A 26,753-nucleotide genomic window follows, 5' to 3' on the forward strand; every position below is an offset into this window, starting at 1 on the left:
GCGGTCATCGTGATGACTCCGTTCGAGAGTGCTGTGAGAGGTTCACTCGAAGGATCACACGGTGGCCGCGTCCTTGTCCGGGACGATCACAGGGCCACCGCGCTACACCACTATCGGGGACTCAACTCGCGGCCGACGTGATGTCTGTGTCCGGCACGGTGCCGGGTGGGTGTGCGTGCGGCAGCTCCGCCGAGGCGGAGCGAGGCATCCGTGTCCCGCCGCGCAGGGCTGTCGATGCCGCTGCGAGATGGCGGGGTGCTCGCGGCGCCCGCTGGGGCGGGCTGCTCGCGCTGCACGCGGTGCGAGGGCCGGGGCGCCGCCGTCATGGCGGGTCCGGCCGGGAGGCTCGCACATCCGGCGACGGCTGGGGCCATCATCCGGAGCTATGCACGCTACGGGGTGGTCAACGGGGATGTCCAGGGGTTTATTCCGTGGCAGTGGGGCGGCGGGCCGATGTGGTGAGCGACTGCACAGACGGCACTCCGTGGTGCGGGGTCTTTTCGAGCTCGACTGTCGGTGAGATGGGCGAAGATTCATCCATCTGCCTCGGAGTGTCGGGGCCTCAATACGAAAGGGTGCCGTGCGCCGCGCGGCACAGGTGATGACAGTGTCCATGCCCCCGCAGTTCCCGGGTGACCCGCAGCAGCCGATGCCGGGGTCGCCGAACTCCCACCCTCAGGGACAGCCGCGCTTCGGCGCGACGCCGGCCGGTGGATCGCCGAGCTGGGCGAGCTCCCCGTATCCCGCCCAGGGATCTCCGTACCCTGCCTCGGCGAATCCGGCGGGACCGTACGGTGACGGGCAGTTCCGTCCGGTGGGCGGTCCCGGCGGCCACCCCGAGCCCCCGCGGAAGAAGCGGACCTGGATCTGGATCGTCGTCGGCTGCGGTGTCCTCCTGCTGATCGGTCTGCTCGGCCTCGGCGGATGCGTCGCCCTGGTCGCGTCGTCCGGGTCGAGCGACGACGGCGTGCGCGCCGGCGATCCGGTGACGACCGCGACCGCCGTCGAGGACGCCGAGGCGGAGGAGGCTGTCGAGGAGGACGCCGCGGAGGAGGACACCTCCGAGCCCGCGTCGGCCCCCGAGGTCGGCACCTCGCGCGACAATCCCGCACAGCCGGTCACCGACGCGATCGCGATCGAGACCAGCGGGGGGACCATGTCCGTCACCCTCGGCAACGTCACCTGGGATGCGAACAGCGCCATCGCCGAGGCCAACATGTTCAACGAGGAGGCGCCCGAGGGGCAGGTCTACATCACCGTCCCGGTGACGGTGCAGTACACCGGACCGGAGTCGATCACCCCGTGGATCGAGCTCCACATCTCCTACGTCGCCGAGGACGGACGGTCCTACGACGAGGCCTCCGTGGTCCTCGAGGGCGACTTCATGGACGTCGGCGACCTCTACGACGGCGGCACCGCCGAGGGCACCATGGCCTTCCTCATCCCCGAGGAGGCGGTCGGCTCGGGTACGTTCAGCGTCGAGGGCTTCCTGACCTCCGGCACGTACTTCGTCGCAGCGGTCTGAGCTACTCGACGGCTGAGCATGACGGCGGGTGGCCTTCGGGTCACCCGCCGTCCTCGTCGTGGTGGCCGCGTCCGGCGGCCCGATCCACGACCAGCAGCACGTCGGCCGGACCGCCCTCGGCGCCGAAGGCGTGGGGGACCAGGGTGTCGAACTCGGCGGACTGGTCCTGGGTGATGCGATGGCGTTGAGCGCCGAGCTGCAGGATCAGCGTCCCCGAGAGCACCACCAGCCACTCCTGGCCGGTGTGGGCGCGCATCCGCGCGGGATCCGGAGGCGGGTCCACGACCCTTCGACGCAGGATCACGGTGTCGGGGGAGCGGCGCATCTGCCAGCGCAGCGCGTCCATGCCGTGGTCCTTCACCGGGTTCGAGACCACCTGCTCGCCCTGCATCGCCACGAGCTCGTCGAGGCTCGTGTCCAGGGCGCGCGAGAGGCCCACCAGCTGGTCGAGGGCCAGGCGTCGTCCGCCGCTCTCGATCCGCGAGAGCGTCGAGGCACTCAGGTGGGTGCGGCCGGCGAGGTCGTCGAGCGTGAGCCCCTGGGCGAGACGCAGCGCACGCAGCCTCTTGCGCACCAGGTCGTCGAGCTCCGTCGTTCCTTGCGACATGAGCAAGAGTGTATGCAGACGAGGCAAGTTGGTCCAGGGTGGAGGCATCGCCCGCCGAGGGGCGCAGCACCCGACCGAGAGGACCCCTGCCATGACCGGCCATGCCCAGCACTCCGCGCCCGCCCTGCCCGAGACGACGGAGACCGACACGTTCGGCTCCGACCCGCTGCCGGGCACCCTCGTCGACGCCGTCGTGATCGGCGGGGGCGCCGCCGGGCTGAACGGCGCACTCATGCTCGCCCGCTCCCGCCGCAGCGTCGTCGTCCTCGACGCAGGCCACCCGCGCAACGCCCCCGCCGAGGGGATCCACGGCCTGCTCGGCAACGAGGGCACGGCGCCCGGGGAGTTCCTCGCCCGGGGCCGGGCCGAGGTGCGGCAGTACGGAGGGCTCGTCGTCCGCGGCGAGGTCGCCTCCGCCCGCGCCGTCGACCCGTCGGCCGACGGGGACCTGCGCTTCGAGATCACCCTGGCCGACGGGCGCGCCCTCACCGCGCGCCGGGTCCTGGTCGCCACCGGCATCCGCGACGAGCTGCCGGAGATCGCCGGCCTCGCCGAGCACTGGGGTCACGACCTCGTCCACTGCCCCTTCTGCCACGGCTACGAGGTGCGCGACCGGGCGATCGGCGTGATCGCGAGCCTGCCCTTCCATGCCCATCTCGCCCTCATGTTCCGCGCGCTGAGCGAGGACGTCGAGGTCTTCGCCGCAGGCGTCGAGTTCGACCCCGCCGCCCGCGAGCGCTTCGCCGCGCTCGGCGTCACCGTGCACGAGACCGAGATCCAGCAGGTCCTCGCCGGGCCCGACGGCGGGATCACCGGTGTCCGCCTCGCGAGCGGCGAGGTGGTCGCGCGCTCCGTGCTCGCCGCCGGCACCCGGATGACCCCGCGCCTGGACGGGCTGGACGGCCTCGGGCTCGCCCTCGAGGAGCTGCCCGCCGGGATGGGGCAGAAGGTCGCCACCGGCCAGGCCGGCACCACCGAGGTGCCCGGCGTGTGGGTCGCCGGGAACGCCGCGGACCCCACCGCGCAGGTCGGGGCGTCCGCCGCGGCCGGGGCGCTCGCCGGCGCGCACCTGCACGGCGCGCTCGTCATGGCCGACGCCGACGCGGCGGTCGCCGCGCTCGCCCCGCAGGGCTGAGCGAGGCCGGGGGCGGTGGCGGCCCTGGGACGATGGCCGTGCGATGGCCGGGGCCGCGCGACGGCCAGGAGCGGCGACGGGAGGTCGCCCCGTCGCCGCTCCACCGCCCTGCTGCTCAGAGCGTGAGCAGCACCTTCGTCGCGCGGCGCTCGTCCATCGCGGCGTAGCCCTCGGCTGCGTCCTCCAGCGGGAGCGTGAGGTCGAAGACCTTCCCCGGATCGATCTCGCGACGCCAGATCAGGTCGATCAGCTCGGGCAGGTAGCGGCGCACCGGGGCGGGCCCGCCGTGGAGATGGACCGCAGAGAAGAACAGCTCGTCCCCGGGGATCTGCACGTCGTGGGAGACGCCCACGAAGCCCACCGCGCCGCCGGGGCGCGTGGCGCGGATCGCCTGCATCATCGACTCCTGGGTGCCGACGGCCTCGATCGTGGAGTGCGTGCCGAGCCCGCCGGTGAGCTCCTTCAGCGCCGCGACGCCCTCGTCGCCGCGGGCCTCGATGATGTCGGTGGCGCCGTACTCGCGGGCCAGGGCCTGCCGCTCGGGGTGACGGCTGAAAACGATGATCCGCTCGGCGCCCATCTGCCGGGCGGCCAGCACGCCCATCAGCCCCACCGCGCCGTCGCCGACCACGGCGACGGTCTGGCCCGGCCCGGCGCCGGCGGCGTCGGCCGCGAACCAGCCGGTGCCCAGCACGTCGGAGGCGGCCAGCAGCGAGGGGATCAGGTCCGGGTCGGGCATGCCGGGGGTCTTGACCAGGGTGCCGTCGGCGAAGGGGATCCGGGCCTTCTCGGCCTGGGTGCCGATCTGCCCGTCGACGAAGATCGCGCGCACGCAGCGGGAGGGATGGCCCTCGCGGCAGATCTCGCACGTCCCGCAGGAGATCACGAAGGAGCCGACCACGAAGTCGCCCACCTCGAGGGTGCTCACCTCGTCGCCGACCTCCTCGACGACGCCCACGTACTCGTGGCCCATATGCTGGTGGTCGGGGCACGACGTGCGCACCCACGGCTCCGGCACCAAGCGCTTCAGACACCCCGTGGTGGGGGAGGTCGAGCTCGCCTACGAGGAGCTGGCGGTGACCGACGAGCCCGGCCGGGTCATGCTCGTCCACACCGCCGAGCCCAGCTCGACCAGTGCCGAGCGCCTGCGCCTGCTCGCCAGCTGGGCGGCGTCGCAGCAGGTCCCGCGGCCGGCGCGGGGAGTCACGGGCCGGCCGCTGAGCCGCGTCGCGTGACGAGTCAGATGGCCGCGGCGGTTCCGGATGCCCGCTCGGCCGCGGGGGCGGACTCCTGCGCCCATGGCCGCAGCGGGGAGACGGCGTCGATGGCGTCGCGGCGGGGGCCCTGAGGACCGAGGACGACGTTCGAGGCCAGCGGGATCTGGTGGGACGCGCTCTCGAGGATGTGCATCAGGTACCCGGCAGTGTTCGGGAAGGCGAGAAGGTCACCGATCGCGACACCCTGCGGGAACTCGAGCCGTCGACGCAGGATCAGCTCCGCCTCGATGCAGTACGCCCCGACGAGGAACGCGTGCAGCGGCGCAGAGCGTGGACCGTCGCCGGGGACCAGCAGCGGATCGACGAGGAAGTCGTCCGACGTGGATCGGCACTGGGTCCGATTCATCTCGAGCCCGACGAGCGGCACCCCATCGCTCGTCGTAGTGCGCTGCACGACGCGGGACAGCGTCAGGCCGCATCCGTCGAGCAGCGACCTGCCGGGTTCGCAGCGCAGCTCCAGACCCCGCTCCCTCAGCGCGACGGCTGCGGTCTCCCCGGTGGGGAGCCGTGTGCCCAGCACCTGTTCGAGCCATTCCCCGCGCACCGGTTCCTGGTGATACGGATAGACCTGGCGCAGGGGCTCTCCGCGCCACGTGACCGCGTCGGCGCCGTCGCTCGTCGACGCATCGTGCGCTGTCCAGAACGCGTCCCACTGACCGGCGTCGTCGAGATAGGACATCGGGACGCCCCCGCCGATGTCGATGAATCGAAGGTCGTGCCCGAGGTCGCGGAGCGCATCGCCGAGACGGAGCGCCTCGTCGAGGGCCAGGGCGCGGTGCTGCGCGGCATAGCCGTGGAGATGGAAATGGACTCCGTCGATCCTGAGGCCGGCGGCGGAGGTCCGGGCGTGATCGGCCCAGTGCTGCCAGGTCGCCGCGGACTCCCCGAACCGTGTGGGGGCGATGCCGCTGGTCGGGGTCGGTGCGAGGCGGAGCGCGACGGGCTGCCGCCCACCGGTCCTGTTCTCCGCTGCTGCCTGCAGGAAAGCCTCGGCCTCGTCGAGGTTGTCGAGAACCAGCACGACACCTGTGTCGCGGACGAGGCGCAGCAGCTCCGGTGGCTTCACAGCGGCGGTCACCACGACGTCCTCGGGCGCGTACCCCTGGTCGAGCACCTGGGACAGCTCCCGGTGGCTCCCTACGTCCACCCCGTGACCGGCGCGTCTCGCGGACTCGACCAGGCCCAGGGTCTTGTTCGCCTTGCGCGCGACGAAGATCCTCAGCGGCACGCCGTGACGGGCGGCCGCGGACTCCAGCTCGGAGGCGTTGCGGGCCAGGGCCGAGAACTCGTGGACGTTCACCGGGCTGCCGTACTCCTCGATCAGTGCGGAGCAGGCCCGACGATCCGCCAGCAGCTCTCGCATCCACGGCTCGAGACGGGCGCTGAGCGGGGGGAGCCCGCCGCAGCGGCGTCGCAGGGCCTCGGTGTCGCCGGGCGGATGATCGGCGGTGGGGTCCGCAGCGGTCGAGGAAGAGGGGGCAGGTCTGGTCATCGCGAACCGATTCTCCGCTCGGGGGTGGTGGTCGTGGTCGGTCGGGGAGGGGCCGAGGGGCCGGCGTCGGTGCGGCGCAGTCTCGAGGTGATCCGCGCCGCCCAGAGACGGGGCTCGTCGTGGAGGTGCCGGTTCAGGGTGTCGTGTCCGATGACGTGGTCCTCCGTCGGACGCCCGAGCAGGGCGAGGCCCTCCTGCCGCTGGCTCCGGCCGCCGGGACGGTCCCCGGCGAGCGCAGTGCCGTCGTGATCCACGGCCGCGCCGCGGCGTGCCGGTCGCACCTCCACCAGCCCCTGGTCCACCAATGCTCGCGAGAGCGGGTCGAGGATCCCCACGATCCCCGGCGGCGCCAGCACGGCATCGACCACGACGTCCGGAGGGGCGTGACCGAGCGGGGTGCCCTCGATGCCCGACGCCGTGATCCGGGTCCCGGCGTCCACCCAGGAGAGGTCCAGCGCCCCGGACCCGATCATGGCCAGCAGCATCTCCGCGACCTCGAGGGGAGGGCCGAACGCGAACCTCTCGAGCACCTGGGAGGCCCGACGGAAGCGAGCCCATTCCTCGGCGGGGGCCGCGGAACCGCGGACCGCGAGCGTGAGGGGGCGGTAGAGCCCTGCCCAGACGCGTCCGAGGATCCATGCGGGGCCGGGTGCCCGTCCGCCTCGGCCGATCTCCACGCTCCGTCGCAGGGCGTCCTCGGCGTGGCCCGGTCCGCGGTGCAGATCCGGGTCGGATCCCGAGGCCAGTGCGCCTTCGACCGCCTCTCGCCCGAGGCGGAGATCGGTCCCCGCCGCAGCGAGGGCGGCCGTGGCGACGTCCAGGACGAGGTCGATCACGGCGTCGGGGCCGACGTCGGTCCGTTCGGTGGAGCCCAGGCGTCGAGCTCCCTCGGCGACGGCACGGCTCACCCCGGCCGGCAGTGGGAGCCGAGGGTCGGGCTTCGCGTCCAGGAGGCGGCCGTGGCGCGCCGTGGGCAGGAGGACCAGCGGCTCCTCGGAGCCGCGCCGGTGGAGGAGGCCGGGGACGCCGTCGGCGCGCGGGGTGAAGCGCCCGCCGCGCTCGAGGGTGAGCACGAGGGCGGCGTCGATGAACGTCAGGGCGCTGCCGCGCAGCGCCACCCGCGCGCCGGGCGGGACGTCATGAGAACCCAGCATCTCCGCGGCGGGCAGCACCGCCGGACGCAGCGGGATGGTCGAGGACCAGGTGCGGGCCAGGGCACCGGAGTGTTCCGCGGCATGTCCGGTGGCGAGCAGGATCTCTTCCACCGGCGGGAGCGCGCCGTGGCTCGCGGTCACGATCTCCCAAGCCCCGACCGTGCGCCGGAGCGACACCGCGCGATCGCTCACGGTCCTCGCCGTCACCCCGGTCCGGGCCATGTCCGCCAGCATCCGGAGCCACCGCGCATGGAGGTACTCGCCGACCACGGCGCGCGGCGGGTAGGTCGCGGAGACGAGGGTGGGATGAGCTGCGGCGACCCAGTCGCGGAACGACGGGCTCGTCCCGGTCGCCGGCACGTCCAGCAGAGTGGCGTCGACGTTGAGTCGGAGGGAGTGCGGTTGGGTGACGTCATAGGCGGCGCCGGTCCCCTCGACCGGCCCCGGGGCGACCACGGTGATCTCGAGGGTTCGGAGGGAGTCGTGGCATGTGGCGTCGCTGAGCTGGGCGCACAGCTCCTCGAGCGCGAACAGCGCCTTGGGGCCGTCGCCGACGACGGCCAGGGAGAGCGGCTGATAGCTCGCCGGAGCGCTATCAACCACGGCGGGCGAGGGTCTGCAGGGCCGTGGTCGCGGTGGCGACGTCGGAGGGACCGGCGTGCAGCGTCGTGCGCACCCAGCTGTCGTCGTAGACGGTGCCGAGGTAGGGGACGCCGCTGTCGTGGACGATCAGGGCGACCCGGCTCCCAGGGGCGAGGTCCGATACGAGGGTTCCCAGCGCGTGCACGATGCCTCCCGTCGAGGCGCCGGCGAGGATGCCCTCGCGCTCGGCGAGAAGGCGCGCGCCGACCACGCAGTCGAGCCCGCTGACGCGGACGACCCGGTCCGGGTCGACCGTGCGGGAGATGTCCGTGACCACTCCGGCGCCGAGACCGGGCAGAGGGCGAGGGGCTGCGGTTCCTCCGAACAGCACGCTCCCTTCCGCGTCCACGGCGACCGTGGTCGTGTCCATCGAGGTGCGTCGGAGGTAGGCGCTGCATCCGGCGAGGGTGCCGGTGGTGCTCACCGCGGCCATCAGCACGTCGAGCCGGTGGCCGGTGGCTTCGGCGATCTCCCGCATGGTCCCGTCCTCATGGGCGGCCGGGTTCGCAGGGTTGCCGTACTGGTGGAGGTTCACGGCCCCCGGGATCTCCGAGAGGAGTCGTTCGACGCGACGCAGTCGAGCTGTGAGGAGGTCGCCGGTCTCCGGATCGGGGTCCGTCACCATCTCGATGCGTCCTCCGAGGGCCCGGATCGCCGCGACGGCGGTCCCGTTCGTGCGCGAGTCGACCACGCAGACGAAGCGCACAGCGTGCTCCAGGCACACTCGCGCCAGGGCCACACCGAGATTCCCCGAGCTGGACTCGACGACCGTGCCGCCTGGGCGCAGTCTGCCCGAGGCCACGGCATCGCGCACCATCGCCAGCGCAGGCCGGTCCTTGGTGCTGCCTCCCGGATTGGCGGATTCCAGCTTGGCCAGGACCTCGATGCCGGACTCCGGGAAGAGCCGGTCCAGGCGGACGAGCGGCGTTCGGCCGATCGCGGCGGAGACCCCGACCGCGATCGACTCGCGGCCGGTCGTCTGAGGGCGCCACGCGCCGGAGCCTTCGAGAGTGGTGCTCATTCGCTGCACGTTACGGCACCTCGCACCGACCGAGCGCTCTTTCGGCCAGGTGCGCTCCACCGGATCGGGCGGCACACCCCGGGCACTGCATCGACCCAGCTCGGAGCGGTGGCGGGACGCACGACGAACCGGTGTCGCGAGGAGTCGGCGAGGAACCGAACGGTCGGCATCCCTCCTCCCGCAGCGGAGATGGGTACGTTGCAGTGGTCGCGAGTCGTCATGCGGTGAATGGCCGCGATGGCGCAGCCACCACGATCGGAAGGAACGCCATGAACGGTATCGAGGAGTTCGGACAGAGCGACGTCGTGCGCATCCTGCGAGGGACGGAGCTGGTCATGCTGACCACCGCGCTCCGGGACGGTGCGCTGGTCTCCCATCCGATGACGATCCAGGAGGTGAGCGACGACGTGGACGTGCTGTTCTTCGTGGGCCTCGACAGCGGGCATGCCGAGGCGCTGAGGCAGGGATCGGCCGTGAACCTCGCGGTGGCAGAGGGAGGGACCTGGCTCTCGGTGGCCGGGAAGGCGGTGTTCGAGGACGATCGCGCTCGGATCCGGGCTCTCTGGACTGATGAGGCCGAGGCCTACTTCCCGGAAGGGCCCGAGGACGAGAACCTGGGCCTGCTGCGGTTCTCCGGGGACTCCGCGCAGTACTGGGGCGTGCCGGGTGGGAAGGTCGCCGCGGTCGCACAGATCGTGAGGGCGCGCCTGACCGGGGACCGACCTGCCGGCGGCACCGCGACCACAGATCTCTGAGCGCTGAGAGTCCGAGCCGTGGCGTCCTCGGAGCGGGAGGTGTCGACGCGGGCGGCCGGGTGTTCGACCCGGGCGGCCCCGCCCCGCGCCATCGGGCGGTCCGCGCTCGACCGACGGGAGCCCGAGCGGTGATCGCCCCGCCGGTCCGACCGGTCGGATCCCTGCTCTCGTCCCCGGGGCCGGGCATAGCATGCGGGGCTTCAGGGTCGACGACGAGGGAGGCGCCATGGCTGATGGCTCGGACGGCATGGCGTCGACGCATGGCCCGGCGAGGCCCGGCCATGAGGCGCGACACCCGGTCCCCTCGTCCCGCGTTCCGGGCCGACGCTCCCGGCTCCGGCTGCTCGACGTCGAGACCGGCCGCGCCACCGTCGTCCACGAGTCCTCCGAGCTGCTCCTCGAGTCCGTGAGCTGGCCCGACGGGGGAGAGACGCTGATCGTGAGCGCAGGCGGCGCGCAGTGGGGCATCCCCGTCGGGGGAGGGGAGCCGCAACGGCTCGGCCCCGCCCCGGCCCCGGCGGACCCCGTCGACGGAGCGACCGGGGCCGCAGGGGGCAGGCTCGACGAGGTCGTCCTCACCCGCGTCGGCGCGTGCCGGCTCGCGGACGGCACCTGGATCCCCCCGCGGGTCGTTCGCGTCCCCGGCGCCGGAGGGGTCCCGGTCGCTCCGGCCGACCGCGGTCGCGATCCCGGAGCGGCCCCTGATCCGCCGGGCGCCGCGCACGGCGGCGGCTGGGCCGTCTTCGACGCGGAGAGCGACCCCGCCGCGCCGGGACATTCGCAGCTGTTCCGCATGCGACCCGACGGCACCGGGATCGAGCAGCTCACCCACGACGAGCGCGTGAACCGCTTCCCGCAGGTCTCCCCGGACGGCCGGCTGGTCGCCTATGTCAGCCACCCGCCGGGGGAGCAGGGTGCCGGCGGTGCGGACTCGTTCCTGCGGCTGTGTGCGTTCGACGGGTCGGGAGGGCGCGATCTCGCCCGCCTCCACGGCGTGCCGGGGACAGCGGGCGGGCACTGCTGGTCCCCGGACTCCCTCCACGTGGTCTGCCTCGATCGTCCACGGACGGACTGGTCCCCGGCGGACTGATCCCCGGCGGGCGGAGCGGGCCGGCGACGGCCGGCGCGCCGCTCAGCGGCGCCGGTCGCGGAGCGTCTTGAGCCACCCGTCGACCACGTCCCAGGCGGCGACCGCGAGGATCGAGACCACCAGGATCACGCCGAGGGTGTGCATGGACTGCGCGTCGATGTCGCCGGCAGTGCGGGCCAGCTGGAGCAGCTCCGGGCTCAGCAGCAGGTCGTTCGCGAAGAGGGCCAGCGCCCAGCCCGCGAAGAGGAGCGCGAGGACGGTGTTCGCCACGGCGAGCCCCGTGCTCCAGCGGCCCCTTGCGTGCAGCACGATCGCATGGACCATCTCGGCCAGGACGATCGCGACCAGCAGCAGCGTCCACAGCGGCCACAGCCCCGGGTGCAGGACCGGCAGCCAGTCGCCCTCGACGCGGACCAGCCCGATCAGCCGGTCCCAGCCGAGCGCGGCGAGCACGAGCCCGAGGAACACGAGGGAGGCGATCAGGTCGGCGCGGCCGGTGCCGGACTCCTTCGGCTCGGGCAGGTCCTCCACGCTCCACGTCTCGGCGGTGTCCGCGCCGGTGCGCTCGAGGATCACGAACACGAGCGTGGTCCAGAAGGCCACGTGCACGGCCGCGGTGAGCGCGGTCGAGATCGCCTGGCCGATGATGGTCCCGCCGTCGGCACCGATCAGCGCCTGGGACAGGCCCACGCCGACGAAGGCGCAGGCCGGGACGATCCACAGCAGCAGGATCAGCAGGCGTCGCCAGGTGAGGTAGTAGCGCGGCCCCAGCAGGTGCAGAGGGCGGTCCGCGTAGCCGGCGGCGAGCACCGCGGGGTCGCCGAGGCCGGTGAGGACCTCGCGCTCGGCGGCCTCGGGGTCCTCGCCCTGTTCGGTGCGGGCCTCGACGGCATCCGCGATGGAGGCGGCGAGCTCGGCGCGCACGTCCTCCTGGGACTCGGCGGGGAGGGAGCGGATGGTGGCGCTGATGTAGCGCTCGGTCAGGGTGGCGGACATGTCAGGACTCCTCGTGCGCGGGATCGGGCTCGGTGAGGGAGGAGAGCGACTCGGTCAGAGCTCGCCACTCCTGCTGGAGGGTCTCGGCCAGGCGGATCCCGTCGGCTGAGGTGGAGTAGAACTTCCGCGGCCGGGACTCCTCGGTGTTCCACTCGCTGGTGAGGAAGCCCTGCTTCTCGAGGCGCCGCAGCAGCGGGTAGAGGGTGTTCGCATCGGTGGGCAGGCCGTGGGAGTCCAGCCGTTCGAGCAGCGCGTAGCCGTAGCCGGGCTCGCGCAGCAGCTGCAGGCAGGCGAGCACGACCGTGCCGCGTCGCAGCTCCTGCAGGTGGGTGTCGACAGCATCGCTCATGCCCCACACCATAGTGTGTGAGACACAGTGTTGGCTAGGGGATAATGTCGTCCGAGGTCCGGAAGGGCGTGAGCGGTGCTCAGCCTGCGCGGCGCGCGGAGAAGCGATGCAGCAGCTGCGGGGAGTGTCCCGGGGCGACGCCGTGGACGCGGTCGAGCTCGAGCAGCTCCGGCAGCGGGTCCGCGCGCACCTCGACGAAGCCCGCCTCCCCCCAGGCCGCGCAGATCCGCTCCACCCCGGCGCGGGCGAAGGCGAGCTGGTCCACGGCCTCCTCGTCATAGGCCTCGGCGAAGTGCGCTTGCCGCGGGGTCGCTGGCGCCGCACCCCCGTCGTCCTCGGGCTCGAACCACTGCCCGTCGATCGCGACCAGCACGCCGCCCGGGCGCAGCAGCTCGTGCCAGCGCCGCAGCGCGGTGGGGGCGTCCCGTAGCGTCCACAGCAGATAGCGGGAGACGATCGCGTCCATGCTGCCGTGCGGGAACGGCGGATCCGCGACGTCGGCCTCCAGGAAGGTCGGAGGGTGTGGATGGCGCTCGAGCTTCGTCCGCGCCTGCGCGAGCATGCCGGGGGAGAGGTCGATGCCGGTGACGTCGTAGCCGTCGGCCGCGAGGAGCAGGGCGACGTTCCCGCTGCCCGTGCCGAGGTCGAGCACCTCGCGCGTGCCGGGCGGCAGCGTGTCGCCGAAGGCCCTCGACCAGGCCTCGCGCTCACCGGGCAGGGAGAGACGGGAGAGCTGGTGCTCGTCGTACTCGGCGGCCCAGCGGGTCCAGTAGCGGTTCCAGGCCTGCTGGTCCTCGGCGGCGGTGCGGGTCATCGGGGCGGCTCCAGGGGTGGTCGGGGCAGTTGCACCGTCCCGGGGTGCCAGGGCGGTGGTCGTCGGAGAGGTGGGGCCGACGAGTCAGCCGTGGCCGTCGTCCGCGGCGTCGTCCGGGCCGCGGAAGAGGAACTGGGTGGTGCCGTCGGCGGCGAGGGCGCGCTCGGCGGCGACGGCGTAGGTCGCGCCGACGAGTCCCACCTCGAGCGCCTCGGCGGGCGGGCCCTCGGCGCGCACCCGGCCCCCGTCGAGCACGATCACGCGGTCGCAGTACCGGGAGGCGAGGTTCAGGTCGTGCAGCACCACCACGGTCGCGAGCCCCCGCGCGCGCACCACCTCGAGCACATGGTGCTGGGAGCCGATGTCGAGGTGGTTCGTCGGCTCGTCCATCAGCAGCACGCGGGGCTGCTGGGCGAGGGCGCGGGCGATCAGCACCCGCTGCTTCTCCCCGCCGGAGAGCAGGCCGAACTCCCGTCGCGCCAGATGCAGGGCGCCGGCGCTCTCCAGGGCCTCGGTCGTGATCTCGAGGTCCGCCTCGCCGGTCCCGCCGAAGGCGCCGGAGTGCGGGATCCTCCCCAGCAGCACCACATCGGCGACGGTCAGGGGCACCTCGCCGCTGAGCTCCTGCGCCATCACCGCGATCGACCGGGCGCGCTCGCGGCCAGGCAGCTCGGCGAGATCGCGGCCGTCCAGCCGCACCTGCCCGGCCTCCGGCACCAGCGATCGGTGCAGGATCCGCAGCGCGGTGGTCTTCCCGCTGCCGTTGGGGCCGACCAGGCCGAGCACCTCCCCCTCGTGCACCTCGAGATCGATCCCGTCGAGCACGGGCGAGGCGCCGTAGGAGTGGCGCAGCCCGTGCGCGGACAGCACGGGCGCGGCGAGCCCCGGCCCGATCATCCCTCGAGCTCCACGAGCCACTCGTGGATCCGCTCGAGCCCGTCGACGACCAGCGGCGAGGCGGGCTCGGCGAAGTTGAACAGCAGCGGCAGCAGCGCCCGGTCCTGCACGGCGCGGAGGCTGGCGAGCTGATCCTGGGAGACCATCTCCTCGGCGACGTCCGAGCCGTCGCCATCGGTCTGGTGGAGCACGATGAGGACGTCCGGGTCGGCGGCCAGCAGCGGCTCGGCGCTGATCTCGAACACGCGCTCCTCGGTGTCGGCGAAGACGTTCTCGATCCCGAGCGCGTCCAGCTGCGCGGTCACCATGGACGCGGCGCCGTAGGTGTACAGCGGCCCGCCGCCGACGGAGGGGTAGAGGACCGCGGCCGTGGCGACGGAGAGGTCGGAGGCGGCCTCGGTGACCGCCGCGACCCGCTCCTGCAGGGCCGAGGTCAGGGTCGCGGCCTGCTCGCCGTGGTCGAAGATGCGCCCGTAGACGTCGATCTGCTCGTAGAGGGTCTCGAAGCTCGAGCGGTGCCCGCCGGTCGCGCAGTAGATGTTCTGGACCTCCACCTGCGCCCCCGCATCGGCCATCGCCTCGCGGGTGACCCCGTCGGGCAGGCCGAGGACGATGTCGGGCTCCTGCGCGATGACCATCTCCTGGGAGATCTGCAGATGGCCGGAGGCGTCGATCTCGTCGCTGAGCGTCGGGATCTCCTCGATGTGGGCGGCGAGGTCCCCGTCGTAGTAGCCGGGAGGGAAGGCGCCGGCCCGCGAGACCACCCGGTCCAGCACCCCGATGCCGTCCAGCGTGGTCACCGGCGCCGACTCGAGCAGCACGATCCGCTCGGGCGGGGCGTCGAAGGTGAGCGTCGCCTCGCAGTTGGCGAGCTGGAGCGGGAAGCCCTCCGCCGATCCGCCGCCGTCGGAGTCCCCGTCGCCTGTGCTCCTGTCCGAGGAGCCGCAGGCGGCGGTGAGCCCGACGGCGCCGACGAGACCCGCCATCAGGCTGCGGCGGCGCAGCGGCGCGGGCGTGGGGCCGTGGCCGACGGGCCCGGTGGAGCCGGGCTCCGCCGCCTCGGATCCGATCGCGTCGGACCCGAGGGCGTCGGCCTGGGGAAGGGACGTGCGAGGCATCGTGCTCCTTCGGGCGGGAGGGGAGGAGGTCAGCGCTGCCGGGCGTAGAGCCGGCGCACGAGGATCAGCAGGAAGGGGGCGCCGATCGCGGCGGTGAGCACGCCGATCGGCAGCTCCCGCGGCTGCATGACCACGCGCGCGAAGGCATCGGCCCACAGCAGGAACAGCCCGCCCAGCAGCGCGGAGGCGGGGATCAGCACGCGGTGGCGGGCGCCGACGAGACGGCGGGCGAGATGCGGGATCACCAGCCCCACGAAGCCGATCGAGCCGGCCCCCGCGACCGCGGCGGCGGTGCACAGCGAGACGACCAGCAGGAAGCCGATGCGGGCGCGGTCGGGGTGGATCCCGAGGCCGTGGGCGATCTCGTCGCCGGCGCTGAGCGCATCGAGCACGCGGGCGCCCGCGAGGAGCACGATCGCGCCGAGCACCGCCGCGACGAGCGCCACCCACAGGAAGGCGTTCCAACGGGCCAGGGACAGCGAGCCGAGCATCCAGAACATCACCGAGCGGGAGCCCTCGGCGGAGTCCGAGGAGAAGATCAGCAGGTTCGTCAGCGCCGTGAGCGCATAGCCGACGGCGACGCCGGAGAGCAGCAGGCGCAGCGAGGTGACACGGCCGCCGGCCCGGGCGATGAGGAACACCAGCAGGGCCGCGCCGAGCGCGCCGAGGAAGGCGAGCGCCGACTGGGCGTAGTCGCCCAGCGCTGCGCCGACGCCGAAGAGGGTCGCGGCCGCCGCGCCGGTGGAGGCGCCGCCGGAGACGCCGAGGATGTACGGGTCGGCGAGCATATTGCGGACCATCGCCTGGAGCGCCGCACCGGAGAGCGCGAGGCAGGCGCCGACGGCGGCCCCCATCAGCACCCGCGGCACGCGCACGTCCCAGACGATCGAGTCGACCGAGGCCTCCCGGGCCGCGGGGACGGGCAGTCCCAGGTGGTGCGCGATGACCTGCACGGTCGTCCCCGCGGGGATCGGCACCGGGCCGATCCCGACGCACAGCACGATGCTCGCCAGGCCGGCGACGGCGAGCACGGCGAGGAGCAGCGCGGAGCGTCGGGCGCGCGAGCGGACCCCGAGCGCATCGGGAGCGGGGCCGGTCGCGGGGCGGTCGGCCGGTGCGGTGTCGGCCGGGGCGCTGGCCGGGGTCGCCGAGGCAGGGGCAGAGGACGTCACTTGCACGAGCCTACAAGTATTGCCGTGGGGGCGGGCGGGCCGTGCCCGCGGTTGCCCGGGCTCGCCGAGCGGCGTGCGGTGTCAGGCGTCGGGGCGCCGACCGGAGCCCTCGTCCGCGCTCGGTCCGTCGTGCGCGTGGTGCCCGTCATGTGCGTGGTGGTGCGGGTGGTCGACGTCGTCGAGGTGCCCGGAGCCGAGCTCGTGCAGCAGATCGTGGGCGAAGCCGCTCGCCAGCTCGTAGCGCACCACGCGCCCGGTCCGCACGGCGTGCACCCACCCGGCCTCCCGCAGCAGTGCGAGGGCGTGGGAGGTGGTGGACTCGTGCGCCCCGATCGCCCGGGCGAGGTCCGAGCTGCGGATCAGGGGATGGGCGTGCAGGCAGAACAGGATCCGCAGGCGACGCTCGTCGGCCAGCAGCGCCATGCGCGCGGCGAGCTCGCCGACGCCGTCCTCTTCGGCGAGCAGGCTGCGCAGCTCCTCGACCAGCTGCTCGTCGTCGGGAACCTCGGAGGAGGTCCTCACGTGGGCGGGGCGGCCGGGGGTCATGGCGGACACGGTACCGGGCGCCCCCTACACTGTCGCCGTCGACCGCGCCCCTGTCCCCGACTCTCTGCGAGGTGCTGCGATGCTCGACGTCCTCTGGGGCATCGGAGGGATGGCAGGCCTCCTGCTCATCGCCTTCGCCCTGTCCAGCAACCGCCGTGCCATCCGCCCGCGCACCGTCGCGGGAGCCTTCGCGCTGCAGCTCGTGCTGGGGGTGATCGTCCTGTACTGGGGCCCCGGCCGATGGGCGCTGCAGCAGGTGAGCGCGGGATTCCAGGCAGTCATCGACACCTCCTCCGAGGGGATCTCCTTCCTCTTCGGCGGGCTGCTGCCGGCCGAGGGCGAAGGGACGATCTTCGCGCTGCAGGTGCTGCCGGTGATCATCTTCTTCGCCTCGCTCACCGCGGTGCTCTACCACTGGCGGATCCTGCCGTGGATCGTCCAGCTGCTCGGCGGCGCCCTCGGCAAGCTGCTCGGCACCGGCTACGGCGAGTCCGTGAACACGGCCGCGAACATCTTCCTGGGGCAGACCGAGGCGCCCCTGGTCATCCGCCCCTATCTCGGCAGCCTCTCCCGCTCGGGCCTGTTCGCGGTGATGGTGGGCGGTCTCTCCACCGTCGCGGGCTCCGTGCTGGTGGGCTACTCCCTGCTCGGCGCCCCGCTCGAGTACCTGATCGCCGCGAGCTTCATGGCCGCTCCCGGCGCCCTGCTCATGGCCAAGATCCTCCTGCCCGAGGACGATCCCGAGGCCGTCGCCCGCGAGGCCGAGCTGGTGGCCGCGACCACCCGCAGGAAGGGCAAGGGCATGGCGCCGTCGGCCGACGGGACCGCCGCAGCCGACGACACCGCTGCGGGGGCCGGCACTGCCGCGGCCGACGGGACCGCGCCGATCTCCGCGACCGCCGTAGGATCCGCCGCGCCCTCAGCCGCCGAGACGTCCGATGCGCCCGCCCCCACCGGGGGCAGCTCGTCGGCCGCGACGTCGGCGGAGGACGACGACGAGGAGGAGGACACCCTCTCCTACAGCAACGTCATCGACGCCGCCGCCGGCGGAGCGGCCGACGGGCTGCGGCTCGCCCTGACCGTGGGCGCGATGCTGCTCGCCTTCATCTCCCTGATCGCGCTGATCAACCTGCTGATCGGCACGGTCGGCGGCTGGTTCGGCGCCGACGACCTCACATTCCAGCAGATCCTGGGCTGGGTGTTCGCGCCGATCATGGTGATGATCGGGGTGCCGCTGGACGAGGCCGTCGCCTCGGGCAGCTTCGTGGGGCAGAAGATCGTGGTCAACGAGTTCGTGGCCTTCGCCGGCTTCGGTCCCGAGATCGACACCTTCAGCCCCAAGACCGCCGCGATCACGAGCTTCGCGCTCACCGGCTTCGCGAACCTCTCCTCGCTGGGGATCCTGCTGGGCGGGCTCGGCGGACTCGCCCCCGAGCGTCGCCCCGAGATCGCGCAGCTCGGCCTGAAGGCGATCCTCGCGGGCACGCTCGCGAACCTGATGAGCGCCACGATCGCCGGGATCATGCTCGGCTGACGCCGTCCGACGTCGGCGTCGATGCTGTCCCGGCGCCGGCGCCGGCGCCGACGCCGACGCCGACGCCGTGCCGGTGCCCGGCCCGCCTCGGCTCAGCCGGTCAGCGCGATCACGAGCAGGAGCTGCGTGAGCAGGAAGCCGCTGAGCAGGTTCAGGCGCAGGAAGCGGCGCCAGGCACGGTGGGCGCGCTCCGAGTCGGCATCGGACAGGGAGCGGAAGGGCCAGGCGCTCGCGAGATACGGCAGCACCAGCAGCCCCGCGAGCGCGGCCGGCCATCCCGTGACCAGCATCAGCGCGCCGGCCGCAGCGTAGAGGCACAGCACCAGGCGCACCGTGCGCGTCGCACCCAGGACGGTCGCGATCGAGCCGATCCCCGCCTCGCGATCCGGGCGGATGTCCTGCACCGCGCCGAGGGCGTGCGAGGCCATGCCCCACAGCAGGAACGCCGACAGCGCGGCGACGGCTGTCGCGCCCACCGGGCCACCGGCCAGCACCAGGCCGAACGCCGCCGGTCCCACGAAGTGGACCGCCGAGGTCAGCGAGTCCAGCCCCGGTCGCTCCTTGAGCCGGATCCCGGGCGCGGAGTACCCCACCACTGCGGCGAGCACCACCAGCAGCACCGCCCCGGAGGCGAGACCGCCCAGCACCAGCAGCGCCGCGACGAAGGGCAGCGAGCCGAGGCCCGCCGCCCACAGGGTCGTGCGGTGGACGCGCCGGTCCAGCACGATCCCCTCCACCCCGCCCTTGCGGGGATTGCGCAGGTCGGACTCGTGGTCGAAGACGTCGTTCACCCCGTACATCAGCAGGTTGTACGGGACGAGGAAGAACACCGTGCCCACCAGCAGCGCCGCGTCGACGCCCCCGCCGGCCAGCAGGTAGGCGGCGGCGAAGGGGTAGGCGGTGTTGATCCAGCTCAGCGGGCGCGAGGTGCCCAGCAGCTGGGGCAGCGTGCCCGGGCGCGGGGCGGACAGGACGTTCATCGCTCCTCCTGGGGGGTCAGCAGCAGCCACAGCGAGGGGAGCAGGAGCCCTGCCGCGAGCGGCCAGGCGAGGTCCTCGAGCGGGGTGAGGAGGAGCCGCACGCCCAGCAGGTCCTCCTCGGCGTAGCGGAACAGGTCCGCCGCGATCATCAGCGAGTCGAACACGATAGTGAGCACCAGCAGCACCGCGATCGTCACAGCGGTGGTCAGCCACCAGCGCGGCCCGGGCCGGCGCCGCACGACGGCCAGCACCGTCACCAGCAGCACGGGGAGCAGGAAGAGCCCGGCCAGGGCGGCGTAGCTCATGATTCCTCCCGCCTGGCGGGGGACTGCCGTCGTCGACCCAGCAGCAGATCCACCAGCCCCCGCACCACGAGCGTGACATAGCAGAGGAAGACGAGGAACACGAGCTCCTCGAGCGGCAGCTCCGGCCCGAGCTCGATACCGCTCATCAGAGCGCTGTCTCCCATCCGGTAGTGGCCCGCCGCGATCGCCGCGAGGTCCCAGGCCAGGAACAATGCGACCCCGGCGAGGAGCACCGTCGCCGCGCGGCGCGGGGCCTGCCACAGGGCGAGGCGGAAGCGCCGGTCCAGCAGGACCATGCAACCCAGCACCGTCAGCAGGCACAGCAGGTACACCATTGCAGTCATGCGGGGGCCCCGGCGACGTGCTCGGATTCCGGCAGCGGGGACGAGGAGCGGTCGCCGCGCATCCGCTTCGCGACCAGCTCGGCGCTGATCAGACACATCGGCAGTCCGATCCCGGGCAGGGTGCTCGAGCCGGCGTACAGCAGCCCCTCCACCCGCCGCGAGGCGTTGCGGGCCCGGAAGAAGGCGCTCTGGCGCAGGGTGTGGGCGGGCCCGAGCATGCTCCCGGACCAGGCGCCGAGGTCCTCCGCGAACTCCCCAGGGCCGATCGTGCGGCGCACCACGATCCGCTCGGTGAGATCGGGGATCCCGGCCTCCGCGGCCAGGCGTGCGATCGCTTCCTCCGCGATCTCCTCGATCGCGGGATCACCGCTGCCGTCCACGCCGCCGCGGCCCAGCGACGCATCGGCCGGGACGGGGACGAGCACGAAGAGGTTCTCGTGCCCGGGCGGGGCGACCGAGGGATCCGTCGCGGAGGGACGGCATACGTAGCTGGAGGCAGGGGAGGGCACCCGGCCCTCCCGCAGCGCCCCGAAGTTCTCGTCCCAGTCCCGGGTGAACAGCAGCGTGTGATGGGCGAGCTCGGGCAGCGCCCCGCGCACGCCCAGCAGCACCAGCACCGCGCCGGGGCCGGGAGTGCGGCGGCTCCACCAGGAGGCGGGATAGGTCTGAAGGCGCCGCGGCAGCAGTTCGGTCTCGACGTGGTGGAGGTCGGCGGTCGCGACGACGACGTCGGCGCGCAGCTCGCGCACCTCTCCGTCGGCCGTGCGGATCTCGACCCCGCGGGCCGCGGCGCGGCGGCCCGGCCCTCCGCCGAGGTGCGCACCGCGCTGGCGCCCGCCGCGGTGGTCCTCGGTGAGGACCCGGGTGGCTCGAGTGCCGGTGTGCAGGCGTGCGCCGTGTCGGACCGCGAGCCGCGCGATGACGTCGACGAGCTCGGTGAAGCCGCCCTGGGGGTACTGCACCCCGCCGGTGAGGTCCAGGGCGCTCATCAGGTGGTACATGCTCGGAGTGCGGTCCGGGGAGGAGCCGAGGAAGACAGCCGGGTAGCCGAGCACCTGTCGCAGGCGGGGGTCGCGGAAACGGCGCGCGACGAAGCGGTCCAGCGGCTCGGCCAGCAGGCGCAGCAGCTGCGGGCCGCGGGCGAGCACGGCGGGGTGGAGCAGCGACCGCGGCGAGGTGAACGAGGTGTACAGGAAGCGCTCGAGAGCCATGTCGTAGGTGCTCGCGGCGGAGTCGAGATAGCGGGCCAGGCCCAGCCCCGCCCCGGGCTCGATCCGCTCGAACAGGTCGGCATTGCGGGCGGCGGAGGCGCTCAGGTCCAACGGCTCCTCGTACCCCTCGCACAGGACGCGATACGCCGGGTCGAGAGGGCGCAGGTCGAGCTCCTCCGCGGCGGAGGTGCCCAGCAGGCGCAGGAAGTGGTCGAACACCTCGGGCATGAGGTACCAGGAGGGGCCGGTGTCGAAGCGGAACCCGTCGCGCTCCCAGCTGCCGGCGCGGCCGCCGACCTCTTCCCGCGCCTCGATCAGGTCCACTTCGTGGCCGTCCCGGGCGAGCAGCGCCGCGGTGGCCAGGCCCGAGATGCCGCCGCCGATGATCACGGCCGACGGGCGGGACCCGTCGGGCGCTCGGAGGGATCCGTCCGCCGGCGGCCCGGAGGCGGCGGCTCGGGGTGGTGACCCGGTGCCGGGATTCGTCGTCCGCCGGTTCATCGGGCCGCTCCACGGCGCGCCGCGAGCAGGGCGCGGGCGATGACGAGGGCCTTCTCCGGCTCCGGCACCCGCACGCGGGTGCGGCGGATCCGGGCCGCGGGGGTGCGGCGCAGTCGACGGGAGAGCGCCGAGTAGAGGCCGTGCGCGGCGGTGACAGCGGCGCGGCTCGAGGAGGGGAGATGGGGCAGCGCGGTCGCGGCGCGGGCGAGGTCGGCGTCGATGTCGTCGAGCAGCAGGTCCCGCTGCGCGTCGTCGAGGCGGTCCACGTCCACCCCGGGAACGTAGTCGCGGCCCAGGCCGTCGTGATCCTCGGCGAGGTCGCGCAGGAAGTTCACCTTCTGGAAGGCGGCGCCGAGCGCAATCGCCGCGGGGGCCAGGCGCGCAGCTGCCGCCTCGTCACCGTCGACGAAGACTCGCAGGCACATGAGGCCCACCACCTCGGCCGACCCGTGCACGTACTGCGCGAGGCTCTCAGGGTCGTGGGCGGTGACGGTGAGGTCCGCGCGCATCGAGCCGAAGAAGGGGTCGATGAGCTCCGGGCCGATGCCGTGGCGGCGTGCGGTGATGGCGAAGGCCTGCACGACGAGGTTGGTGGAGCGGGTGCCGCCGACCGCGCGAGCGGTCTCGGCGGCGAGCTCCTCGAGGGCGCGTGTCCTGGCGGCCGGGTCGAGGCCCGAGTCGGGGTCGTCGACGATCTCGTCGGCCAGGCGGACCAGGGCGTACAGGCTGCGAACATGGGTGCGCACGGGTTCCTCGAGCAGGCGCGTCGCCCAGCCGAAAGAGGTCGAGTAGCCGGCGATCACGCAGCCGGCGCTGCGCTGCGCGACCCGGTCGTAGAGGGTCAGCGCGTCCGGGGCGAGGCGCTGCGCGCTCATCGCGCACCACCGTCGGAGGGCCGCACCCCGGCGGGACCGTGCGCGTCCTCGAGGCGCCGGGGCGGCCTCAGCACGGCGAACAGGGTCGCCAGGACGATCACCGCGGTGACCGTCGCCGCGGCGGTCGCGACCACCGGCGACGAGGGCGCATCGGTCGCGCGGCCGACCGCGATCCAGAGCAGACCCCAGACCACCGCCGCGGGCGCGGCGACCGGGCGGCGACCGGCCCGGGTCAGCGCCACGCCGACCACGGCCACCGCGAGCAGCACCATCACGGCGAGCACCTCGGGGGCGCCGAAACCCGAGAATCCCGCACCCTTGAGCGCTGCCGCGATGTTCGCGCAGGTCGCGACGCTGACCCAGCCGAGATACAGGCCGAAGGTGCCGTCGACGACGACCCGCTCGAGCGCCCCGGCAGGAGGCCTGGCCGTGAGGCGACGGAACAGGGCGCCGAGCACGCCCAGCAGCACCACGATCACCAGCACGCTCAGCGCGACCGCACCGGCCTGGACCACGAGGATCCAGGCGGCGTTCAGCAGCAGCGAGGCGATCGCGAGGCCGGCGATCCCGCGGTCGTCGCGCCTGTCCCACCACTGCCACAGCGTGTACGCGCCGAGCCCCAGGTAGATCACCGACCAGATCCGGAAGGCGGGGGTCGCGGGAGCGAGGTGGGTCGCGTCGGCGGAGAGCAGGCCGCCGGCGGCCTCGTCGATCGGTGCTCCGCCGAAGGCGCCGACACCCACGGCCGTGCCCGCCATCGCGAGCAGGAAGGCCAGGGTCACCGCGAGGTGCCGGCCCAGCGGGCGGGGGCCGGTGCGCCGTCGGCGGTGCGCGGCGGCCGAATGGTCGGGGGTGCTCGCGGCGGTCATGCGGACTCCTCGTCGTCGACGGTGGGTGAAGCGGCACCGGGCCCTGCGCGGGAGGGCGCGGGGGCCCCGCTCCCGGCTGACACCGCGGTGGCTTCAGTCGCCGCCGGCACGAGTCGGCCGCCGATGTACCCGCTCGCGCCGGTGACGAGCACCAGCGGGGCGTCGGGACCGGCGGAGCCGTTCATGCGCTGGCTCGCTGCGAGGCGGCGTCACGCTGTGCGGCGGCGCTCTGCGAGCAGGCGGCCGCGACGGGATCGGGCCCGGTCGGTTCTCCTCCCGACACGTCCGACGGCAGCAGCAGCTCGAGGCCGGCGTGGATCTCCGCGATGGTGGCGGCGAGAGCCTCGCTGAACGCGGGCGGGAGGTCGCGGCGTGCAGCGGCGTCGACTGCGCTGGACAGATGCCATAGGGCGAGCTCTTCGACCCAGTCGCGGGATCCGCTCGCGGCGAGCAGGTCACGGGCGCTGCGCGCGTCCTCGTCGGTGAGGTCCTCGCGCCCCAGCAGCGTTCTCAGCTGCGACCAGTGAGCGGTGGTCGCGGCGTGGGCGACGAGGGCGGTCCGCTTGCCCTCGCGCAGGTCCCCCAGCGCGCTCTTGCCGGTGCGCTCCTCGTCGCCGAAGACGCCGAGGAGATCGTCGACCAGCTGGAAGCCGATGCCGAGCAGAGCACCGATCGCGTCGAGCGCCTCGAGACGGTCCGGCGACGTGTCGGCGAGCAGTCCGGCGGCGTGGAGGGGGAGCTGGAAGGAGTACACCGCCGTCTTCAGCTCGGCGACCGTCAGCGCCTCCTGCAGCGTCTCCGGCCGCTCGGCGGGCCGGAGCGGCAGCTGCACATCGGCGATCTCCCCGGCGGCCGAGGCGTGCAGCGAGCTCTCCATCAGGTCCAGGAGAGCGGCGACCACGGGGGCAGGCGCCGAGCATCCGGCCACCGCGCGCAGGGCCGTGATCAGGCCGAGGTCGCCTGCGAGGATCCCGGCAGCATCGCCGACCCGGCGTGCGGTGTGCGCGGTGGCGCCCCCGCGGCGCACTTGCGCGGCCACGGAGGCGGGGAGGCTCGGGGCGCCGCGCCGCATCTGGTCGCCGTCGATCACGTCGTCCTGGACCACGAAAGCGGTGTGCAGGATCTCGACCGCCGCCGCGACCTGGATCGCGGCCTCGTGCCTCGAGCCTCCCAGGGAGTCGTGGGTGGCCAGCAGGAGGGCGGGCCGGAATCTCCTGCCGCCCTCGGTGGCCTCGCCGAGCGCGTTCCACAGCAGATGGTGGTCCGCGGAGGCCACTGCGCCCCCGAGCGCGGTGCCACGACGCAGGAGACGTCTGATCTCGTGGTCGACGCCAGGAGGGCAGGGGATGCTCATGAGGTTTCCGCCGGAAGACGTCCGAGCCGGTCGCCCAGCTGCTCGAGCTGCGCGACGGCCCAGGGGCTGAGCGTCCAAGGCGCCAGGCGTGCGAGCGCGGCGAGCTCGTCCGCTGTCACCCACCGCAGATCCATGACTTCCTCGGGTGAGGGCACCGGCTCGCCCTGGGGGATCGCGGTGAAGACGGGGCATATCTCGTTCTCGACGATGCCGGAGGCGTCGACGGCGCGATACCGGAAGTCCGGCAGGACCGGCCGCACCTCCCGCACCTGGAGGCCGAGTTCACCGGAGGCGTGGCGGGAGATCGCCTCCTCGAGGGACTCACCCTGGCGTGGGTGGCCGCAGAACGCGTTCGTCCACACTCCGGGCCAGGTGCGCTTCGAGAGCGCCCGGCGCGTCAGCAGCACGGCCCCGTCCTCGCGCACCAGGTGGCAGGAGAAGGCCAGATGGAGCGGTGTGTCGACGGAGTGGACGGTGGCGCGGGGGGCCAACCCGCGGGGGGAGCCGTCGGAGTCCAGCAGGATCACATGGTCCTCGTCGGCCGTCCCGGCCGTTCGTGTCGCAGCGGTGCCGATCACGGCGACCTCCCGTTGTCCGTCGTGACGTACGTAGCCAGGCTATCGACTCCGACCTTAGCATCCGCCCAGAGCATGTTGCGGCAATATCACCGACCCGAAGAGCATGCGGGTGAACCTGCTGATGGAACCCAGGAAGCCCAGCATCCCCTCGCCGGCTCCCGGGGCGGCGCCCTCGGGGCGGGCGAGGATCGTTCCGGTGTCGGTGGAGACCGAGGGCGGGATGGGGCCGCAGCCTGAGCCGGGGAGGCCGACGCCCTCGTCCAGAGGTGTGCCGCCGATCGTGTCTCCTCTAGCGACCTGCCGTGCGGCGGGGCTGCCCTGCGTTGTTCGAGATCCTGCGGAGGAAAGGAGTCACCGTGCCGCGAGTGCTGCGCGGCATGCGGAGCAGGGATATGCGGGTGGTGCCGGGCGCTGCGTTGCGGAGCTCCGCGTGGGGGCCTCGGTGACCGCGCCGCCCGCCGTGCGGGGCTGCCACAGTGCGTAAAGCGGGGAACCCCGCGGGAACCGGCTGACAGCTGTTGCAGCAGGGGATGCGGGCAGCGATGACGTCGCAGCGGGGGTGAAGAGTGCGGGGTCGCGTGATCTGGCCATGTCAAAGGGGTGACTCACGGGTGGGCCACGATCCGCTCCGATGCGGGACGGTCATGGACCGCAGCCCGTGCGGGCACGGAGACCGACGACGACTCCTGCCTTCGGAGAGCTGGTGCCCCGTACGCGGACACTCGCCACGGAGGAGCTGGTCGCACGGGCTGACGAGCAGAGGGAGGGGCGCGCGGTTCGCGCACCCCGGCCCGTAGCAGCATGACATGGGCGCAGAGGGACACGTTCGTCATGCCGACCCGAGGGCCGTGAGAGAGGACGAGGATCGAGAGCATCCGGCGAGCAGGGGAGCGAAGCGGTCGGCAGTCGCAGGATGCGATGCGGGGTCACGGGGCGGTGGGCTGTCAGGCATCTGGGGGAGCGCAACGGCATCGAGACCCTGGCCGAGCACCGAGCCGGAAGGGCGCTGGCTCTTTCGACGACGAACGCCGGAGCGGCACGACGCCGGGGATCAGGAGGCTGGCGCAGCGGTACGAGCGGACGGGCAACGTGGACGCCAACGGTCCGAGGGGCGCCGGCACCGGGGATGCCCTGCGCAGCATTCACGAAGAACTCCTGGGAGCACCGGGGCCGCCTCGGAGGCCGCGACCGAGGCACAGGAGGAGACTTCCGCAGGGCGTTCTGGGCAATGTGGTCGAGGCCACCCCGAAAAGGGTCGTTCTGGCTTGACGGGGTCTCGGAACCCCCGTAATGTTCTTCCTCGTGCCCAGGAGATCGGGACAGCGGATCGGCCCATGGTCGAGAGGTTGGAACTGGTCCTGACCTGGGGCGGAAGGTTCTCGGAAGAGGATCGCGGCGCGGATCACACCGCAGCGATTTGACTCGGGGGAGCGGAAGTCCTAAGTTAGACGGGTTGCCTCAGGGCGAAGAGCTTGAAAGGGTTCGGAACGCTGAGTGCGCGTGTTGCTTGATATCTCAATAGCGTGTCTGTTTATCGATGCCATTATTTTGAATGGCAGATTATAACGGATGATACAGCAGTTAATGCTGGTTGTTTGTTTATTTTGTCAGG

General features: G+C 73.1%; 26 protein-coding genes and 1 pseudogene. 6 read left to right on the plus strand and 21 right to left on the minus strand.

Annotated features, from left to right (window positions below):
* Positions 1–814 precede the first annotated feature (814 nt).
* The gene (locus DS079_RS16405; protein ID WP_126988847.1) at positions 815–1,525 is read left to right on the plus strand and encodes a hypothetical protein; all 711 of its coding nucleotides are present in this window, start codon (positions 815–817) and stop codon (positions 1,523–1,525) included.
* A gap of 40 nt (positions 1,526–1,565) precedes the next feature.
* On the opposite strand, the gene DS079_RS16410 is transcribed toward DS079_RS16405, so the two are convergent.
* Complete coding sequence (locus DS079_RS16410; protein ID WP_126988848.1) at positions 1,566–2,132, minus strand: helix-turn-helix domain-containing protein; 567 nt, start codon at positions 2,130–2,132, stop codon at positions 1,566–1,568.
* 91 nt (positions 2,133–2,223) lie between these two features.
* On the opposite strand from DS079_RS16410, the gene DS079_RS16415 reads away from it, so the two are divergent.
* Positions 2,224–3,267 carry an NAD(P)/FAD-dependent oxidoreductase gene (locus tag DS079_RS16415; protein WP_126988849.1) on the plus strand — a complete coding sequence of 348 codons (1,044 nt, stop codon included), beginning with the start codon at positions 2,224–2,226 and terminating at the stop codon, positions 3,265–3,267.
* 115 nt (positions 3,268–3,382) lie between these two features.
* On the opposite strand, the pseudogene DS079_RS16420 reads toward DS079_RS16415, so the two are convergent.
* Positions 3,383–4,252: pseudogene (locus tag DS079_RS16420) on the minus strand (zinc-binding dehydrogenase); the annotation flags it as partial.
* Between the two features lie 10 nt (positions 4,253–4,262).
* On the opposite strand from DS079_RS16420, the gene DS079_RS16425 reads away from it, so the two are divergent.
* Entirely contained in the window at positions 4,263–4,502 is a 240-nt protein-coding gene (locus tag DS079_RS16425; protein WP_373877727.1) for an MmyB family transcriptional regulator, read from the plus strand.
* 4 nt (positions 4,503–4,506) lie between these two features.
* Here the strand turns inward: DS079_RS16425 and DS079_RS16430 are convergent, their stop codons facing one another.
* Genes DS079_RS16430 through DS079_RS16440 form a run of 3 tightly spaced genes read right to left on the minus strand, consistent with a single transcriptional unit; the run spans position 4,507 to position 8,853 of the window.
* Positions 4,507–6,036, minus strand: coding sequence for an alanine racemase (locus DS079_RS16430; protein WP_126988850.1), 1,530 nt, complete (start codon positions 6,034–6,036; stop codon positions 4,507–4,509).
* Positions 6,033–7,793, minus strand: a complete 1,761-nt coding sequence (locus DS079_RS16435) for an FAD/NAD(P)-binding protein (protein WP_126988851.1) — start codon at positions 7,791–7,793, stop codon at positions 6,033–6,035. The genes DS079_RS16430 and DS079_RS16435 overlap by 4 nt, the downstream gene beginning before the upstream one ends.
* The gene (locus DS079_RS16440; protein ID WP_126988852.1) at positions 7,786–8,853 is read right to left on the minus strand and encodes a pyridoxal-phosphate dependent enzyme; all 1,068 of its coding nucleotides are present in this window, start codon (positions 8,851–8,853) and stop codon (positions 7,786–7,788) included. Before DS079_RS16440 ends, DS079_RS16435 begins: the two co-directional genes overlap by 8 nt.
* Positions 8,854–9,122: 269 nt before the next feature.
* Here DS079_RS16440 and DS079_RS16445 point away from each other — a divergent pair, with 269 nt between their 5' ends.
* A complete protein-coding gene (locus DS079_RS16445) occupies positions 9,123–9,608 on the plus strand; it encodes a pyridoxamine 5'-phosphate oxidase family protein (RefSeq protein ID WP_126988853.1) in 486 nt (161 codons plus the stop codon).
* A 226-nt stretch (positions 9,609–9,834) separates the two neighbouring features.
* On the plus strand, positions 9,835–10,698 hold the full coding sequence (locus DS079_RS16450) for a TolB family protein (RefSeq protein WP_241237700.1): 864 nt from the start codon (positions 9,835–9,837) through the stop codon (positions 10,696–10,698).
* Between the two features lie 42 nt (positions 10,699–10,740).
* On the opposite strand, the gene DS079_RS16455 is transcribed toward DS079_RS16450, so the two are convergent.
* The 7 genes from DS079_RS16455 to DS079_RS16485 form a co-directional block, all read right to left on the minus strand.
* Positions 10,741–11,694, minus strand: coding sequence for a permease prefix domain 1-containing protein (locus DS079_RS16455; protein WP_126988854.1), 954 nt, complete (start codon positions 11,692–11,694; stop codon positions 10,741–10,743).
* Position 11,695: 1 nt separating this feature from the next.
* Positions 11,696–12,043 (minus strand): PadR family transcriptional regulator, encoded by a 348-nt coding sequence (locus DS079_RS16460; protein ID WP_010550700.1) that lies wholly within the window; start codon positions 12,041–12,043, stop codon positions 11,696–11,698.
* 79 nt (positions 12,044–12,122) lie between these two features.
* Positions 12,123–12,857 (minus strand): class I SAM-dependent methyltransferase, encoded by a 735-nt coding sequence (locus DS079_RS16465; RefSeq protein WP_126988855.1) that lies wholly within the window; start codon positions 12,855–12,857, stop codon positions 12,123–12,125.
* Positions 12,858–12,941: 84 nt separating this feature from the next.
* Positions 12,942–13,754, minus strand: a complete 813-nt coding sequence (locus DS079_RS16470) for an ABC transporter ATP-binding protein (RefSeq protein ID WP_126988856.1) — start codon at positions 13,752–13,754, stop codon at positions 12,942–12,944.
* Positions 13,751–14,872, minus strand: coding sequence for an ABC transporter substrate-binding protein (locus tag DS079_RS16475; protein WP_126988857.1), 1,122 nt, complete (start codon positions 14,870–14,872; stop codon positions 13,751–13,753). The genes DS079_RS16470 and DS079_RS16475 overlap by 4 nt, the downstream gene beginning before the upstream one ends.
* A gap of 29 nt (positions 14,873–14,901) precedes the next feature.
* Positions 14,902–16,044: a FecCD family ABC transporter permease gene (locus DS079_RS16480; RefSeq protein WP_126988858.1), complete on the minus strand. Its 1,143-nt coding sequence runs from the start codon at positions 16,042–16,044 to the stop codon at positions 14,902–14,904.
* A gap of 81 nt (positions 16,045–16,125) precedes the next feature.
* Positions 16,126–16,590 carry an ArsR/SmtB family transcription factor gene (locus DS079_RS16485; RefSeq protein ID WP_126988859.1) on the minus strand — a complete coding sequence of 155 codons (465 nt, stop codon included), beginning with the start codon at positions 16,588–16,590 and terminating at the stop codon, positions 16,126–16,128.
* 79 nt (positions 16,591–16,669) lie between these two features.
* Between DS079_RS16485 and DS079_RS16490 the strand changes: the two genes are divergently transcribed.
* Entirely contained in the window at positions 16,670–18,124 is a 1,455-nt protein-coding gene (locus DS079_RS16490) for a NupC/NupG family nucleoside CNT transporter (RefSeq protein WP_126988860.1), read from the plus strand.
* Between the two features lie 92 nt (positions 18,125–18,216).
* Here DS079_RS16490 and DS079_RS16495 read toward each other — a convergent pair whose 3' ends face one another.
* The 9 genes from DS079_RS16495 to idi are packed head-to-tail and all read right to left on the minus strand — an operon-like array spanning position 18,217 to position 25,141.
* Complete coding sequence (locus DS079_RS16495) at positions 18,217–19,104, minus strand: prenyltransferase (protein ID WP_126988861.1); 888 nt, start codon at positions 19,102–19,104, stop codon at positions 18,217–18,219.
* The gene (locus DS079_RS16500; RefSeq protein WP_126988862.1) at positions 19,101–19,409 is read right to left on the minus strand and encodes a lycopene cyclase domain-containing protein; all 309 of its coding nucleotides are present in this window, start codon (positions 19,407–19,409) and stop codon (positions 19,101–19,103) included. Before DS079_RS16500 ends, DS079_RS16495 begins: the two co-directional genes overlap by 4 nt.
* Complete coding sequence (locus tag DS079_RS16505; protein WP_126988863.1) at positions 19,406–19,753, minus strand: lycopene cyclase domain-containing protein; 348 nt, start codon at positions 19,751–19,753, stop codon at positions 19,406–19,408. Before DS079_RS16505 ends, DS079_RS16500 begins: the two co-directional genes overlap by 4 nt.
* The gene (crtI, locus tag DS079_RS16510; protein ID WP_241237701.1) at positions 19,750–21,465 is read right to left on the minus strand and encodes a phytoene desaturase family protein; all 1,716 of its coding nucleotides are present in this window, start codon (positions 21,463–21,465) and stop codon (positions 19,750–19,752) included. Before crtI ends, DS079_RS16505 begins: the two co-directional genes overlap by 4 nt.
* Positions 21,462–22,340: a phytoene/squalene synthase family protein gene (locus DS079_RS16515; protein ID WP_126988864.1), complete on the minus strand. Its 879-nt coding sequence runs from the start codon at positions 22,338–22,340 to the stop codon at positions 21,462–21,464. Before DS079_RS16515 ends, crtI begins: the two co-directional genes overlap by 4 nt.
* Entirely contained in the window at positions 22,337–23,209 is an 873-nt protein-coding gene (locus DS079_RS16520) for a tryptophan-rich sensory protein (protein WP_126988865.1), read from the minus strand. Before DS079_RS16520 ends, DS079_RS16515 begins: the two co-directional genes overlap by 4 nt.
* Positions 23,206–23,394 (minus strand): hypothetical protein, encoded by a 189-nt coding sequence (locus DS079_RS16525; protein ID WP_010550687.1) that lies wholly within the window; start codon positions 23,392–23,394, stop codon positions 23,206–23,208. The genes DS079_RS16520 and DS079_RS16525 overlap by 4 nt, the downstream gene beginning before the upstream one ends.
* Complete coding sequence (locus DS079_RS16530; RefSeq protein ID WP_126988866.1) at positions 23,391–24,563, minus strand: polyprenyl synthetase family protein; 1,173 nt, start codon at positions 24,561–24,563, stop codon at positions 23,391–23,393. The genes DS079_RS16525 and DS079_RS16530 overlap by 4 nt, the downstream gene beginning before the upstream one ends.
* Positions 24,560–25,141 carry an isopentenyl-diphosphate Delta-isomerase gene (idi, locus tag DS079_RS16535; protein ID WP_241237702.1) on the minus strand — a complete coding sequence of 194 codons (582 nt, stop codon included), beginning with the start codon at positions 25,139–25,141 and terminating at the stop codon, positions 24,560–24,562. The genes DS079_RS16530 and idi overlap by 4 nt, the downstream gene beginning before the upstream one ends.
* Between the last annotated feature and the right edge of the window lie 1,612 nt (positions 25,142–26,753).

Origin of the sequence: Brachybacterium paraconglomeratum (genome assembly GCF_003994255.1) — a bacterium.
Classification (GTDB): Bacteria; Actinomycetota; Actinomycetes; order Actinomycetales; family Dermabacteraceae; genus Brachybacterium; species Brachybacterium conglomeratum.

What these genes read in the sequence shown, in the direction of transcription:
- DS079_RS16410 (WP_126988848.1), bottom strand. Translation starts at nt 2,132, where the DNA reads ATGTCGCAAGGAACGACGGAGCTCGACGACCTGGTGCGCAAGAGGCTG.
- DS079_RS16415 (WP_126988849.1), top strand. Translation starts at nt 2,224, where the DNA reads ATGACCGGCCATGCCCAGCACTCCGCGCCCGCCCTGCCCGAGACGACG.
- DS079_RS16430 (WP_126988850.1), bottom strand. Translation starts at nt 6,036, where the DNA reads ATGACCAGACCTGCCCCCTCTTCCTCGACCGCTGCGGACCCCACCGCC.
- DS079_RS16440 (WP_126988852.1), bottom strand. Translation starts at nt 8,853, where the DNA reads ATGAGCACCACTCTCGAAGGCTCCGGCGCGTGGCGCCCTCAGACGACC.
- DS079_RS16445 (WP_126988853.1), top strand. Translation starts at nt 9,123, where the DNA reads ATGAACGGTATCGAGGAGTTCGGACAGAGCGACGTCGTGCGCATCCTG.
- DS079_RS16450 (WP_241237700.1), top strand. Translation starts at nt 9,835, where the DNA reads ATGGCTGATGGCTCGGACGGCATGGCGTCGACGCATGGCCCGGCGAGG.
- DS079_RS16455 (WP_126988854.1), bottom strand. Translation starts at nt 11,694, where the DNA reads ATGTCCGCCACCCTGACCGAGCGCTACATCAGCGCCACCATCCGCTCC.
- DS079_RS16460 (WP_010550700.1), bottom strand. Translation starts at nt 12,043, where the DNA reads ATGAGCGATGCTGTCGACACCCACCTGCAGGAGCTGCGACGCGGCACG.
- DS079_RS16465 (WP_126988855.1), bottom strand. Translation starts at nt 12,857, where the DNA reads ATGACCCGCACCGCCGCCGAGGACCAGCAGGCCTGGAACCGCTACTGG.
- DS079_RS16470 (WP_126988856.1), bottom strand. Translation starts at nt 13,754, where the DNA reads ATGATCGGGCCGGGGCTCGCCGCGCCCGTGCTGTCCGCGCACGGGCTG.
- DS079_RS16475 (WP_126988857.1), bottom strand. Translation starts at nt 14,872, where the DNA reads ATGCCTCGCACGTCCCTTCCCCAGGCCGACGCCCTCGGGTCCGACGCG.
- DS079_RS16485 (WP_126988859.1), bottom strand. Translation starts at nt 16,590, where the DNA reads ATGACCCCCGGCCGCCCCGCCCACGTGAGGACCTCCTCCGAGGTTCCC.
- DS079_RS16490 (WP_126988860.1), top strand. Translation starts at nt 16,670, where the DNA reads ATGCTCGACGTCCTCTGGGGCATCGGAGGGATGGCAGGCCTCCTGCTC.
- DS079_RS16495 (WP_126988861.1), bottom strand. Translation starts at nt 19,104, where the DNA reads ATGAACGTCCTGTCCGCCCCGCGCCCGGGCACGCTGCCCCAGCTGCTG.
- DS079_RS16500 (WP_126988862.1), bottom strand. Translation starts at nt 19,409, where the DNA reads ATGAGCTACGCCGCCCTGGCCGGGCTCTTCCTGCTCCCCGTGCTGCTG.
- DS079_RS16505 (WP_126988863.1), bottom strand. Translation starts at nt 19,753, where the DNA reads ATGACTGCAATGGTGTACCTGCTGTGCCTGCTGACGGTGCTGGGTTGC.
- crtI (WP_241237701.1), bottom strand. Translation starts at nt 21,465, where the DNA reads ATGAACCGGCGGACGACGAATCCCGGCACCGGGTCACCACCCCGAGCC.
- DS079_RS16515 (WP_126988864.1), bottom strand. Translation starts at nt 22,340, where the DNA reads ATGAGCGCGCAGCGCCTCGCCCCGGACGCGCTGACCCTCTACGACCGG.
- DS079_RS16520 (WP_126988865.1), bottom strand. Translation starts at nt 23,209, where the DNA reads ATGACCGCCGCGAGCACCCCCGACCATTCGGCCGCCGCGCACCGCCGA.
- DS079_RS16525 (WP_010550687.1), bottom strand. Translation starts at nt 23,394, where the DNA reads ATGAACGGCTCCGCCGGTCCCGACGCCCCGCTGGTGCTCGTCACCGGC.
- DS079_RS16530 (WP_126988866.1), bottom strand. Translation starts at nt 24,563, where the DNA reads ATGAGCATCCCCTGCCCTCCTGGCGTCGACCACGAGATCAGACGTCTC.